General features: G+C 67.2%; 11 protein-coding genes. 6 read left to right on the top strand and 5 right to left on the bottom strand.

All coding sequences use genetic code 11. The features are described 5' to 3' along the window. Nucleotides 1-3: 3 nt before the first annotated feature. Nucleotides 4-1,047, bottom strand: coding sequence for a zinc-dependent alcohol dehydrogenase family protein (locus PL79_RS32285; protein ID WP_044844635.1), 1,044 nt, complete (start codon nucleotides 1,045-1,047; stop codon nucleotides 4-6). A gap of 2 nt (nucleotides 1,048-1,049) precedes the next feature. Beyond that, a complete protein-coding gene (locus PL79_RS32280; RefSeq protein WP_044844570.1) occupies nucleotides 1,050-2,249 on the bottom strand; it encodes a cytochrome P450 in 1,200 nt (399 codons plus the stop codon). Nucleotides 2,250-2,449: 200 nt separating this feature from the next. Here PL79_RS32280 and PL79_RS32275 point away from each other — a divergent pair, with 200 nt between their 5' ends. The 3 genes from PL79_RS32275 to PL79_RS36300 all read left to right on the top strand — a co-directional run bounded on the left by PL79_RS32275 (nucleotide 2,450) and on the right by PL79_RS36300 (nucleotide 4,798). Continuing rightward, complete coding sequence (locus PL79_RS32275; protein ID WP_135801196.1) at nucleotides 2,450-3,499, top strand: AraC family transcriptional regulator; 1,050 nt, start codon at nucleotides 2,450-2,452, stop codon at nucleotides 3,497-3,499. Nucleotides 3,500-3,834: 335 nt separating this feature from the next. After that, the gene (gene pal, locus PL79_RS32270; protein ID WP_044844571.1) at nucleotides 3,835-4,326 is read left to right on the top strand and encodes a peptidoglycan-associated lipoprotein Pal; all 492 of its coding nucleotides are present in this window, start codon (nucleotides 3,835-3,837) and stop codon (nucleotides 4,324-4,326) included. Nucleotides 4,327-4,621: 295 nt separating this feature from the next. Beyond that, nucleotides 4,622-4,798 carry a hypothetical protein gene (locus PL79_RS36300; RefSeq protein ID WP_193759900.1) on the top strand — a complete coding sequence of 59 codons (177 nt, stop codon included), beginning with the start codon at nucleotides 4,622-4,624 and terminating at the stop codon, nucleotides 4,796-4,798. A 95-nt stretch (nucleotides 4,799-4,893) separates the two neighbouring features. On the opposite strand, the gene PL79_RS32265 is transcribed toward PL79_RS36300, so the two are convergent. Genes PL79_RS32265 through PL79_RS32255 form a run of 3 tightly spaced genes read right to left on the bottom strand, consistent with a single transcriptional unit; the run spans nucleotide 4,894 to nucleotide 9,709 of the window. Beyond that, entirely contained in the window at nucleotides 4,894-6,153 is a 1,260-nt protein-coding gene (locus PL79_RS32265) for a cytochrome c (protein WP_044844572.1), read from the bottom strand. Continuing rightward, nucleotides 6,150-6,836 (bottom strand): (2Fe-2S)-binding protein, encoded by a 687-nt coding sequence (locus PL79_RS32260; protein WP_044844573.1) that lies wholly within the window; start codon nucleotides 6,834-6,836, stop codon nucleotides 6,150-6,152. Before PL79_RS32260 ends, PL79_RS32265 begins: the two co-directional genes overlap by 4 nt. After that, the gene (locus PL79_RS32255; protein WP_044844574.1) at nucleotides 6,833-9,709 is read right to left on the bottom strand and encodes a xanthine dehydrogenase family protein molybdopterin-binding subunit; all 2,877 of its coding nucleotides are present in this window, start codon (nucleotides 9,707-9,709) and stop codon (nucleotides 6,833-6,835) included. The genes PL79_RS32260 and PL79_RS32255 overlap by 4 nt, the downstream gene beginning before the upstream one ends. Before the next feature lie 497 nt (nucleotides 9,710-10,206). On the opposite strand from PL79_RS32255, the gene PL79_RS32250 reads away from it, so the two are divergent. From PL79_RS32250 to PL79_RS32240, 3 genes are all read left to right on the top strand, one after another. After that, complete coding sequence (locus PL79_RS32250; RefSeq protein WP_044844575.1) at nucleotides 10,207-11,766, top strand: sensor domain-containing diguanylate cyclase; 1,560 nt, start codon at nucleotides 10,207-10,209, stop codon at nucleotides 11,764-11,766. A gap of 273 nt (nucleotides 11,767-12,039) precedes the next feature. After that, nucleotides 12,040-12,315, top strand: coding sequence for a hypothetical protein (locus tag PL79_RS32245; RefSeq protein WP_044844576.1), 276 nt, complete (start codon nucleotides 12,040-12,042; stop codon nucleotides 12,313-12,315). Between the two features lie 243 nt (nucleotides 12,316-12,558). Next, nucleotides 12,559-13,593: a succinylglutamate desuccinylase/aspartoacylase domain-containing protein gene (locus PL79_RS32240; protein ID WP_044844577.1), complete on the top strand. Its 1,035-nt coding sequence runs from the start codon at nucleotides 12,559-12,561 to the stop codon at nucleotides 13,591-13,593. Nucleotides 13,594-13,627 lie beyond the last annotated feature (34 nt).

The following is a 13,627-nucleotide window of genomic DNA, read 5'->3' as shown; positions in this document are numbered from 1 at the left end:
AGCCTACCCGTCATGCCCGATCACCACCTTACCGAGATGCGTCTGGCTCTGCAGATAGCGATATGCGTCGGGCGCGCGCCCGAACGGAAAGCGCTCACCGATGATCGGGCGAAGGCCATGCTGCTCGATGGCTCGGTTCATCGCTTCGAAATTTGTCCGGCTGCCCGCGTGTACCGAGACGACGGTCAGATCACGCACGAACATCGTGTAGAACAATTCGGATACGGTACCGGCCTCCTCGCCTTGGGCAAGCAATCCCATCAACACCAGCCTTCCCCCGATGCGCGCAGCCGCACACGAATTGGCGAGCGTTCCTCCACCGCCACTGTCGACCACGACGTCGGCGCCACGACCGTCCGTCAGTCGCAGGACCTCGTCCGCCCAATCGGGGCATGCCTTGTAGTTGACGATCTCGTCCGCGCCCAATGCGCTCAGCCGCTCGCCTTTTTCAGCACTTGACGTGGTCATGATGACTCGGGCGCCGACGCGCTTGGCGAACTGCAACGCGAACACCGCAACGCCGCCGCTCCCCTGCAGCACCACTGTGTCTCCTACCGTAACCCGACCCTTGCCGACGATAGCCATCCATGCCGTCACACCGGCGGTTGGAAGCGTCGCGCCTTCCTCATAGGACAGATGCGACGGCAGGCGTACCAGGCCTTGCTCGTCCAGGACGACAAATTCAGCAAGCATCCCGTCGATGCCGCTGCCGAGGTCCGTCTGCGCGCCTTCGTGCCGGTAATCACCCTCGATCCAGTCCTGACGGAAGATCGCGGCAACGCGCTCGCCGACACAAAAGCGTGTCACGTTCTCCCCGACCTCGACGACCTCGCCGGCGCCATCCGACAACGGCACTCTCCCCGGCGGCAGATCTGCGCCAACCGGAATGCCACGCATGACCAGAAGGTCGCGATAGTTCAACGCATTGGCGCGCACTCGAACCAGAACCTGATCGACTCCGGGCGTGGGTCGATCATGCTGTCGTATCCGGATGCCGTCGATCGTGCCGTAGTGCTCGATGTGGTACGCACGCGCTACCTGACTCATGCTCATACCTCGATGAAGAGACTGCGGAACCCATGCATGCCGGCAAGCAGGCCACGTACGGCGCGGGTTTTGTCCACCTTGTAGTCGGGGGCGTGGCTCAGCAGCCATTCGAGCATCATTCGGCTTTCCAGCCGAGCCGCGTGCATGCCAAGACATACGTGGATGCCTGATCCAAACGCAACCTGCGGTATGAAAGCGCGTTCGACGTCGAATTCGTCCGGGCGTTCGAAAGTACGGTCGTCGCGATTCGCGGCCTGATAAAGGAACATCACCGCCTGACCAGGCTGAATCGTGTGGCCATGCCACGTCACGGCATTCACCGCCCGGCGTCCAAGCATTGGAGCGGGCGCATCGAAGCGCATGGCTTCCTCCACCGCTTTCCCACACAGTGCGCGATTGCTCGCGACCTTGGCGCGCTGCTCGGGAAACTCGGCCAGCCAGTACAACAGACTGCCGAAATGCTTGGGAAACGTCTCCATCCCGCCGATGAAAAGCGGCAGCGCGTTTTGCGCGATCGTCAGGTCGTCCAGGCGGTGCCCGTCGATGTCTGCCAGAAGCAGCATCCCGATCACGTTGTCGGGCGACGGACCTTGCTTGCGGTGACGGTCCACCAGTCGCAGAAAGTAGTCGATCAACTGGCCTCCGGCGGCGTCGGCGCTGGTCGCCGATGCATCCGAAGTACCCTGCGGCGGAATGTCGTGGAAGAACGGCTCGAATACCTCGACCCACTTCACCAGCATCGGTCCGTCCTCGAGCGGAATGCCGGTCAGGTGCACCGCGACGTCCGTCGCGACCGGTAACGCAAATGCCTTGACCGCATCGAATTCCCCTTGGCTCAGCAGCGGTGCGCCGTATTTCTCGATGCGCTCGGCGATGAACGCCGGCAGCCGCGCCTGTACCTCGGTCGGACGGAAGGCGGAGGCAACCGCCTTACGAAAGCCGGTATGCTCGGGCGGGTCCATTGACATGAACGTACTGCTGTCCGGAATCAAGCGCTTCTGCAGCAGATTGCCCGTGGCAATGCCGGCCGTCGCCGTGTAGTTCTCCCGATCAAGCGAGGCTTTCTGAATATCGTCGAAGCGCGACAGCACCCACGCATCGTACTTTTCCATGTAATAGGCGGGAGCCTCATCGCGCAATTGGCGATACGCGTCCCAAGGATTTTTCATCAGTTCCCGGTCGTAGGGGTCGTAGTACACCATGTCAGTCTCCTCACGAGGATCAGGGGCGTCGATGGCGATATCGGCACCGAGCCTGGTCGAGATATGAGGTGCCATTTAATGACAGTGCGAACCACCAACCAAGGCTGGAAACAGGCAATCCACCGGACAAAAACGATCAATGCTTGACGCGTGTGCCAGGCCAGCACAAGCTCGATGTGCTGTTCAGACATGAGGCCATCATGCACAAGCGCGAATTCTCGAACACGATTCCGATCGGTTATGCCCAGCCCTTGCTCAATGAGCTCAGGAAAATGGGCGGCGACGTGCTGCCCGAACTGTGGCGAAGCGCTGGAATCAATACGCCACTGGACGCCGTGCTGAAAGGCGTGGTGGCCGCATTGCCGACACCGGAGTTTTCGCGGCTGTATCGACATGGCATCGGCACGCTGGAAACATGGTGCTGCGAGCGCGACGGGCATCGGCCGCTCGGCATCCTCGCGGTCAACATGCTGTGCTACTGCGTGATTCACTGCTCGACTTTAGGGAAGGCCGTAGAACGAGCGGCGCGATTCAACGAAGCCATGGAGGAACGCGGCGGCCGGCTGGCGACGGTCGAGTATGGTGCGACGGCGCAGTTCACGATGGAAACCCGGCGTGGCAGCCTGGACCATGCCGCACTGCTGGTCGATCTTACCGGCCTCTATTTCTACCATCAGCTGTTTTCCTGGCTGATCGGGCGCCCGCTGAATCTGAACGAAGTGGCCCTGGCGTATCCACCACCGGATCCGTTGCATCAACTGATCGACGTGTTCGGCGCGCCACTGCGCTTCGATCAACCGGTCAACTCGTTCAGCTTCCCTGCTCGTCTGCTGAACCATAAGGTGGTCCGTTCGTATTCTGAGCTGGAAGCCATCATCGACTACTTTCCATTCGATTTCGGTCTGGCAGCGATTCCCGAATTCAAACTATCGGATCAAGTGCGCCTGCTGTTACTCGACGCGCTGCAGCACCGAGGGGACGCACCCAGCTGCGAAACCGTGGCTCAGCTGTTCCACATGAGCACGGCGACACTGCGTCGGCGCCTGCGAGCCGAACACTGCTCGTACGGAGACTTGCGCGCGCTCTGTCAGCTTGAGGCCGCGCAGCATCTGCTCACGTCCACCGATATGCACCTGGCCGACATTGCAGCGCGGATCGGGATGAGCAGTGACCGGGCGTTCCGACGTGCATTCCGGGACTGGATGGGCATTGCGCCATCGGAATATCGGCTGGGCGCCAACAAGTCCTGAGCGCGCCGGCGACGCGCGACACGCCCGCACCGGAAAGGCGCATCACGCATGCGCGGCGCATGCTGCGCGCCTTCGCGCAAGCAAGAATGCGTCCTGCGTCGTTTCCGCGCGAAAAAGACGAAGAAACTGGTCACGCTGTGACATTTTTCCTAATCTTGTTGCAGCGGCGCCGTGCGTCGGCGTCTGGCCAAGACAATCTTTCATCTGGCACGTCGCCGGCTTACGAAAGCGCATCGCGCACGGAAGCCGGCGCTTTCGTGCCGTCTCGCCGCATGCGTGATGCGGCAGGTCGCCCGCACCACGCTTTCCATGCAGTCAACCGCAGGAGACGCACGATGAGCAAAACGAACCGATTCGCGGTCATTGCGGCGTTCGCGCTGCTGGCGGGTTGCCACCACGCGGCGAAAACGCCCGAGAATGCCGAGATGGCGCCGGCGCCATCGAGCGAAGCGGTCGCCACGGTGGCGGCCGACGATCTCGACAACCCGAACAGCCCGCTCGCGAAGCGCAGCGTCTACTTCGATTTCGACCAGTACTCCGTGAAGCCGGAATACCAGACGCTGCTGCAGGCGCACGCCGACTACCTGCGCAGCCATCCGTCGCGCCGCGTGCTGATCCAGGGCAACACCGACGAACGCGGGACGTCCGAATACAACCTCGCGCTCGGCCAACGCCGGTCGCAAGCCGTGATGAGCGCGCTCGAAACGCTGGGCGTGCAGGCCACGCAGCTCGAAGCGGTCAGCCTCGGCAAGGAAAAGCCGGTCGCGCTCGGCCACGACGAAGATTCGTGGGCGCAGAACCGCCGCGCCGATCTCGTCTATCGTTGACCGGATGCCGCCGCGACGGCGACATTCCGGCCCCGTCCTCCCGTTACCTGTCATGCGGCGAATCGCCGGGGCGCCCCGGCTGCGTGCTCGCGTGAGCGCATGCGCCGCTACGCGAGCACGGCGCCGCCCGACGCGCGTGCGCCCCGCGCGCCGATTCGTGTCGCTATATGCCGCGACGCGCCGATACCCAAAAAACATGGAATAAACCGCCTGGCGGAGACGTTTCGTCATCGCGCGGTCGCCGGTTCACGCGAACCGCCCTGCCGCGCGGCCTGCGCGGTCCAAGGAGAGTGAAATGAAATCGGCAAGATTGGCCGCGGCGCTCGTCGCGGCGCTGATGCTGGTGCTGTCGGCGGGATGTACGTCGTCGGGCGGCGGGATGTCGCAAGGATCCGGCATGAGCCGCTACGGCGGCGCGGGCGGCAACGGAGGGGGTAGTGGTGGCGGAGGAGGAGGCGGCGGCGGCTACTGAAACACCGCCCCCCGGAATCGGGCGAGGCATCGCGCGGGAACACGGCCGGGAACCGGCTGCGTTGCGCGCGACGCCCTGCCCTGCCGCTCGACGGCTCAACGCATGGCCTTCACGTCGGCCGGCGTGACGCTCGCGGGCTGGCCGCCCCACGTCGCGCGCAGGTAGTTCGCGAGCTGCGCGAGTTCGTCGTCGCTCAGCGTGTGCGCGAAACCCGGCATCGGCTGCAGGTTTTCGTAGCCGGCAAACTTCTGTTCGTCGACGCCGTCGAGCATCGCGACCAGCAGGTTGCGCGCGTCGCCCTGACGCAGCGTCGAATTGCCGTTCATCGGCACCGCCACGTGCGGCTTGCCTTCGCCGTTGAAGCCGTGGCAGCCCGCGCACACCGCGAGATAAACCGAGCGGCCGGCCGCGAGCTGCGCGGCGTCGGCCGACACCGGCTTCACCGGCTGCGGTGCCGGCGGCGTATCGCCGAGCAGGTACACGGACAGCGCGCGCAGGTCGTCCTTCGCCAGGTACTGCGTGCTCAGGTGCACGACCGGATACATTTCGCCGAACGCCGAGCCTTGCGGCGCGATGCCGACGCCGAAGAACGTCTGCAGGTCGGTGCCCGTCCAGCCGCGCGCGGCGAGGCCGGCCGGCGTGATGTCCGGTGCGGCCACGCGGCCGAGCGCCGCGCCCGCGAACGGCTTCGCGCCGTCGAGCTGGCCCGTGAACGCACGCGGCGTGTGGCATTCCGCGCAGTGGCCGAGCGCGCCCGCGAGGTAGCGGCCGCGCAGCCAGTCGGCGGACTGGCCGCGCGACGCGTCGGGCAGGCTGTCCTTCAGGAACACCATGTCCCAGAACACCATGCCGAAGCGCAGGTTGTACGGGAACTTGAGTGCGTGCGCGCGGTTCTCCTGCGCGACCGGCTTCACGGTCCTCAGGTACGCGTACATCGCGTCGCTGTCGGCGCGCGTGAGCTGCCGGTACGACGTGTACGGCATCGACGGATACAGCCGCTTGGCCGGAGCCTTGCCGTCGTGCAGCGCGGCGTAGAAGTCGTCCGCGCTCCAGCTGCCGATCCCGTGATCCTTGTCGGGCGTGATGTTCGAACCGTAGAACGTGCCGAACGGCGATTCGAGCGGCGCCCCGCCGGCGAACGGCGCGCCGTCCTTCGCGGTGTGGCACGCCGCGCAGTCGGCGGCCTTGACGAGATAGCGGCCACGCGCGACCGGGTCGGCACCGGGCGCGCCGGAAGCCGCGTTCGAGGCAGGCGCGTCTTGGCCGCCGCAGGCGGCGAGCAGCAGCGCGCAGGCGGCCGCGAGCGCGGGCAGGCCCGCGGCCCGCGCGGCACGATGGGCGAATGTGCGTTTCATGCGGCGTCCTTCACGAGTCCCGGCGTCGTCAGGATCACGTCCTTCACGGCCTGGTAGTAGCGGACGTAACCCGTGCAGCGGCAGAGGTGTGCGTTCAGCGCGTCGGTGATCGCGCGCTCGACGTCGGCCTTCGCGACCGGCTCGCGCGCCAGCCGCTCGATCAGCACCGTCGCCGCGTTGACGAAACCCGGCGTGCAGTAGCCGCACTGGAAGCTGAAGTGCTCAAGGAACTTCTGCTGGATCGGCGACAGTTCCACCACTTCGCCGGCTTCGTTGCGCTTCGCGTGGCCTTCGATCGTGCGGATCGAACGTCCGTGGAAGAAGTGCGCGCCGGTGATGCAGGTGCGCATTTCCTCGCTGGTGCCGTCCGGCTTGTCGACGATCACGACGCATGCGTGGCAGATGCCCTGCCCGCAGCCGAGCCGCGAACCGGTGAGGCCCGCGTACTCGTGCAGGAACTCGATCATCATCAGCCCTTCGGGCACCTGCATTGGGCCGACGGACTTGCCGTTGATCTTCAACGACAGTGGCTTCGGCTGAAAGCGCACGAGCGGACGCTCGACGGCGGCCGGAGCGGCGGCGGATGCGGATGCCGGCGCGGCCGAAGCCGCGTTCGGCGCGGACGCGGCGGTCGTGGCCGCGCTGGCGCTCGCGGCCGACGCGGCGGTTTGGGCGGTCGTCATGCGAGCACCTCCTGAATCTTTTGCGGGGTCACCGGCAAGTCGGTGAAACGATGGCCGATCGCGTGCGCGATGCCGTTCACGATCGCGCCGACGACGGGAATCATCACCACTTCGGCGACGCCCTTCGGCGGATCGGTCTCGGACAGCGGCGGCAGGATGTCGCCCGTCTGCGACCACACGGCGACGTCGCTCGCGCGCGGCAGCTGATAACGGTTGAAGTTCCACGTGCCGTTGCCCGGGCCGTCTTCGTAGAGCGGCAGGTACTCGTGCAGCGCATGGCCGATGCCCATCGCGAGGCCGCCCTGCAGCTGGCCCGACACGAGCTGCGGCGAGATCTGGTTGCCGCACTCCATGATCGAGTGATGCGTGAGCAGCTCGACCTTGCCGGTCGCTTCGTGCACGGCCAGCTCGACGAGCGTGCCGACCGCCGTGTAGTACGTAACGGCCGCGTTGTTGCGGCTCGTCGGCGGGATGAACACGCGCTTGCGGTCCAGCACGCGATAGCCGTTCGCGGTCGGCGCCAGCGTGCCGCGCAGCGCGGTCGCGCCGGCCGGCGCGACGGTGCCTGGCAGCGGGCCGTCGGCGCCCGTCTTCGGCGCGCCGACACGCAGCGACAGCCCGTCGATCGGCAGACGCTCGACCGCGCCGCCCACGTCGAACTCGGCGTCGGTCCATTGCCAGCGGTTGAACACGTGCACGACGGCGCCGGTCGGCAGGCCGAGCGCATGCGCCTGCTTCGCGAGCTGCTCGAACGTCAGCGGCTCGAGGCCGTCGGCGCTCAGCTTGCCGTCGACCCAGCGCGCGTCCTCGATGCGGATCGTGTACGGCGCGGCCTGGCCGCCGCCGAGGCCGCGCGTCCAGATCGACATCGCGGCCGGCCACAGCCCGTAGCGGAACACCGCGCGCGCGGCCTCGCGCGTGCTGTGCGTGAAGTAGTACGCGGAGTTGGTCGCGCTCGACGGCGACGCATAGCCCGGCGACCAGCGCGGATTCGCGCTCAGCCGATCCTGGTCGGCCTGCGACATCAGGTACGGATCGCCGCTCGTCTCGACCGGCAGGTCGGGCCATTCGGTCACCGCGACGCGCACCTCGGTCGCCGGGCGGCCGAGCCACTTCGCGACCGCGACGGCCTGCGACGTCGACATCCCGGTGCCGATCTCGGCAGCGGTGTGTTGCAGCGACACCTTGCCGTTCTCGTCGAATTCGACCTTCGCGAACGATGCCTCGGCGCCCGTGCCGAAGTCCTTCTGCACGCACGCGAAGCCGACACCGTAGCGCTTGCCCGGGTTCGCGGCCTCGAATTCGGCCTTGCGCGCCGCGCGACGCGTCCACAGCGGATGCTGCCTCGCGCGTTCCAGCACTTCGTCGACGCGCAGCGCGCCGGCGGGAATCGCGCCCTGGGTGTTCTTCATCCCCGAACGCAGCGCGTTGCGCAGGCGGAACTCGATCGGATCGAGGTTCAGTTGCGCGGCGATCTCGTCGACGGCCATCTCGGTCGCGGCCATGCTCTGCAGCGTGCCGTAGCCGCGGGCGGAGCCGGCATCGATCGCGCGCGACGCGATCGCGACCGCCGCGAGGTCGCTCTTCGGGAAGTAGTAGATCGATTGCGCGGCCGTCGCGCCGACCATCGCCACCGACGGCGAGAAATTCGAGCGCCCGCCGCCGTTCGCCTCGAAGTCGCCCTTGAACGACTGCAAGAGGCCCGTGTTGCGGTCGACCGCGATCCGGTAACGCATCCTGAACGCGTGACGCTTCAGCGACGTCTGGAACTGCTCGTAGCGGTCGTTCGCGAACCGCACGGGGCGGCCGTCCGCGTACAGCGCGCAGACGAGCCCGTAGAACGGCACGTTGAAGTGATCCTTCGAACCGTAGCCGACCGTGTAGCACGGATGCACGAACAGCTTCTTCACCGGGAAGCGGCATTTCGCGACCATCGCGGCCGCGTTTTCCGACACTTCGAGCGGCGACTGGGTCGGCACGACGAGGTGCAGCGACTGCGTCGCCGCGTCGTACCAGCAGTTCGCGTTGTCGGGTTCGAGCGCGGCGGTGTCGACCGACTGCGTGTTGTACTCGCGGTCGAACACGAGCCAGTCGGCCGACGGATGGTCGAGTTCCGCGGCGATCCGGCCGGCGAGAAACATCCCCTGCTCGTCGAGCTTGCCGTGCTCCTTGCCGTCCGGCCAGACCGGCAGGTGCTTGCGCATCATGCTCGGAAAGATCGGCGCGTCCTTCAGGCTCGAATAGACATCGTCGTCGTAGGCCGTCTTGCCGCCCACCCGCACGTAGCGGAACGTGCCCCACGGATCGCGCTCGAGCGGGCCCGTGAGCGCGCCGTAGCGGATCACGTCGTCGCGGAACTTGAGCGTGTTCTTCGCGAAGCGGAAGCGCGCGAAGTCGTGGTAGATCAGGATCGCGACCGCATGGCCGAGGTACGCGGGCGTCTTGCCGGCGGGCAACAGCATGTCGTCGCCGTAGAACGTCGGGAACGCGACGCCGTCGCGCGCGAGATCGTCGGCCGTGACCACGCGGTCCGGCTTCAGCTCGTCGCCGAGCAGCGACAGGTCGAAGCCCTCGTAGGTGCGGTCGGCCTGCGTGACGCGCAGGATCAGCGCGTGCGACTGCTGCTGCGGCCAGTGCGGCATGTCGGCCGCGCGCACGTCGCGGGCGAACACTTTCGAGCCCGTGACCTTCGCGATGCCGTCGATGCGGAATTGGGGGATGCCGGTGACGCTATCCCATTTGACGGGGGTGAGGAGTTTTTCTTCGAAGAGCGCCGCGAACGCGCGGCTGCCGATGGGCGCGACGTAGACCGCGACGCCCGCCAGCACGCTGGCTTTCAGAAAACCCCGCCGTGACAGGCCGTGGTTTTTCATTGGGGGGAACCTCCTGATGCGGCTCGGACGGCGATCGGGTGTCGCGGCGTTCGGAGCGGCGCGCATTCTGGCATTGTTTTTGATATATCGCCTATAGTATTTCTCGCATGAATTGCTTATTGGATTTCTTATAACGGGATTCGGACGAGCTGCGGCGCGCGGTCGCGGGCGGCACACGCGTGCGACTGCGCGGTGTCGCGCCGGCCGCATCGGTGGCTGCCGGCCGATCGTGCGCCATCGGCTGGCCCCCGTGCGGCGCGCGCCGAAACGGTCCGCGCGCGGCTGCCCGAGATCGTTCCGTCTGCAACGATCCTGCCTGCGCATCGGCGAATCCGCAAGATGCGCGCGGACGAGGTTGACGACGACGCGCCGACGTCCCCGCACGGCGCTCGCGGCCGATGTTTCATGTTAATGTCGTGCGCATCCGGTTCGCCGGCCATCCCGTGCCGGGCGGGGCGGCCGGCGGTGCACCGCATCGTGTCGAGGTCAAAATAGCCATGGCAGTCAAGGCACGCCTCCTGAACGCCCTTCTCGCCACGCCCCCCTGCGGCGATCACTACGTGACGGCCGCGCTGCGCCCTTCGATGCTCGTCACGCTGTTCGAGGACGTGCGTCCGATGGCGCTGTCCGGCTTCGCCAGCGCGTTCGTCGCGGCGATCGCGCTGATCCGGCTGCAACAACTCTGGTGTTTCGTGTGGCTCGTCGTCGACGTCGGCCTGCTCGCCGCGCGGCTCGCGATCGCACGTGCGTATGCGGTACGTCGTGCCGCCGGCGACGATCGCGCCGAATACTGGGCACGGCGCTATGCGCCCGTGTCGCTCGCCGCATGCTTCGTGCTCGGCCTCGGCGTGATGGGCTGCGTGGATGCGCCCGACGTCGAGCTCGGCACGCTGGCCGTGATGGTCGCGGGCGGCGTGTTCGGCGGGATCGCGTCGCGCAATTCGGCGCTGCCGCGGCTCGCGATGACGCAGGTCACGCTCGGCGTCGTGCCGATCGGCGTCGGCGCGCTGCTGGTCCAGCGGCCCGGCGCATGGCTGCTGCTGCCGCCGCTCGTGATCTATCTCGCGGCCATGCGTACGGTCGTCGAACGCCATTACCGCGTGCTGGTCGCGCTGATCGCCGCACGCCAGCGCAACGCCGAGCTCGTCGCGCGCTTCGACGCCGCCCTCACCTACATGCCGCACGGCCTGTGCATGATCGACGGCGAAAGCCGCGTGATCGTCGCGAACCGGCGCACCGCGCAACTGTTCGGCTCGCCGCGCGAGATCATGCTGGACACGCCGCTGCCCGACGTCGTCGCGGCGCTCGGCGCGAACGCGCTCACCGATCCCGACGGCGCCAGTCTCGCCGTGCAATGCGACCTCTGGCTGAACCACGACGAACCGGAGCCGCTCGACATCGCGCTCGCCGACGGCCGCCAGCTCGAACTCACGCGCCACCGCGTGCCGGACGGCAACGCGGTGATCATCGTCGAGGACGTCACCGCGCGCCGCCAGACCGAGCAGCATATCCGGCACCTCGCGCGGCACGACGCGCTGACGGGATTGCCGAACCGCCACGAGTTGCATGCGCAACTCAAACGGATGCTCGCGCACCGGCCGCACGTGCCGCACGTGCCGAGCCCCGCGCTCGCCGTCATGTATCTCGACCTCGACGGCTTCAAGGCGATCAACGACCGCTTCGGCCACCAGGCCGGCGACGAAGTGCTCATGCAGGTCGCCGAGCGGCTCGGCAAGACGCTGCCGCCCGGAGAACTGGCGGCGCGGGTCGGCGGCGACGAGTTCATCGTCGCGCTCGACGCAACCACCATGCAGGCGTGCTCGGTCCTCGCCGCGCGGATCATCCGGCAGATCTCGGCGCCGTACACGCTGTCGATCGGCGAGACCGTCGTCTTCGGGATCAGCATCGGCATCGCGCTCGACGACGGGCACGGCTCACCCGACGAACTGATCCGGCAGGCCGACAGCGCGCTGTACGACGCGAAGTCGGCCGGCAAGGGGATCTACCGCTTCTATTCGGCCGGAAGCAGCCGCGTGGCGCCCGCGACCGCGAGCTGAGCGCGCGCTCGTTCCCGCCGGCGGCCGCCGCGCTGTCCGGCTTGCCCGTTCGCTTCCCGCGATTCATTCCGGAAACGCCTTGCATGGTTCGACGCGTGCGCGCAGATGTTCCGCCGCGGCCGCCCATGTCACGTGACGTGTTCCGTAACATCGGCGCGCGCCGCGCGTAGCGTTCGCTGCAGAAGCCCGCACGATCGCGACGGCGCGCGGCATTTGATGGCTGGCACTCTTATTGCTCCTTGATCGGGAAACAGGATGTCAGGGAGGCCACTCATGAATACCGTCGAAGTCCTCAGCCGCGCGGAAACGATCGATCAACTGGACGTGATCGACGGTGCCTCGCTGATCCGGCGGCTCGTTTCCGAGCGCCGCATGCCCGCGGCGCGTGAAGCCGCGTGCGTCGCCAATCCGCCGCTGACGCTGTACGGCGCGTTTCGCCAGGGCGTCACCGACCACGCGGCGCGGCGCGCGAATCCGTATCGCGCCGGCAGCCGTTTCTGGACGCTGTGGGAAGAAGGCCGTATCGAGGCTGAAACATCGGGCCGCTGACGCGCTCGCGCGCCGGCCCCGTCGCGGCAAGGGGCTGACGCGCAACGCGGCGTGCGCAGGCGGCCGGCCCGCACGCCGGCATGCGTTTCAGCGCTGCAACATCGCGCGCGGCTTCTCCGGTTGCGCTTGCCGCGCGTTCGCACACGGGCCGCCGGACGGCGCTCGACATCGGCCGCGCCACGCGCCGCGCGGCGGTCGTTTCCCGATAAGATGGCGGATTCCCGTTCTCCGAACGATGTCGCCATGACCGCCTCCTCCTCACACCGAAATCCCATCCACTGCGAAATCGATCTCGATGCGCAAGGCAAGCATGCGGGCTATCTGCGCCTGCCGCATTCCGTGCATCGCTCCGCGTACGGCTGGCTGCCGATCCCGATCGCGTCGATCCGCAACGGCGACGGCCCGGTCGCGCTCGTGATGGCCGGCAACCACGGTGACGAATACGAAGGCCAGATCATCGTGTCGCAGCTGATGCGCGAGATCGACCCGGAGAGCGTCACCGGGCAGCTGATCCTGCTGCCGATGGCCAATTTCCCCGCGGCCGATGCGGGCCTGCGCGTGTCGCCGCTCGACGAAGGCAACCTGAACCGCAGCTTTCCCGGCAACCCGACCGGCACGCCGACGCAGATGATCGCCCACTACATCGAGCATGCGCTGCTGTCGCGCGCGCAGTATCTGGTCGACCTGCATTCGGGCGGCAGCTCGCTGCTGTACCAGGGCGGCAACATGCTCGCGATCGACCCGCTCGACGATGACGAAGCGGCGAAGCTCAACGGGCTGCTCGTTGCGTTCGGCTTGCCGAACGCGCTGCTGCACGCGCCGAACCCGGTGCATTCGGCCTCGGCCGCGCGCCGGCAGGGCGCGATCTCGATCGTGACCGAACTCGGCGGCGCGGGGATGGCCGATCCGTCGCTGATCCGGCTCGGCCGCCACGGGCTGCTGCACTATCTCGGCTACATCGGCCTGCTGCACGGCGCACTCGTGCCCGATGCGCCGCCGACCGTCACGCGCTTCCTGCGCGTCGACGGCGATCGCCACTTCGTCTACGCGTACGAACGCGGGCTGTATGAACCTCTCGTCGAACTCGGCGACCAGGTGAAGGCCGGCCAGCCGGCCGCGTGGGTGCACTTCCCCGATACGCCGCTGCGCGAACCGGTGCTGCACCGCTTCAAGGGCGACGGCGAAGTCGTGTGCAAGCGCGTGCCCGCGCAGGTGCAGCGCGGCGATTGCCTGTTTCAGCTGGCGGAGGCGTCGACGCCGCCGCGCGTTGGCCGATAGGCCAGTTACCAATCCGTCTCTTTTCCGTGCAGTC

This window comes from Burkholderia sp. USMB20, assembly GCF_000949135.2.
Classification (GTDB): domain Bacteria; phylum Pseudomonadota; class Gammaproteobacteria; order Burkholderiales; family Burkholderiaceae; genus Burkholderia.
This window is presented reverse-complemented; position numbering and strand designations above follow the sequence as displayed.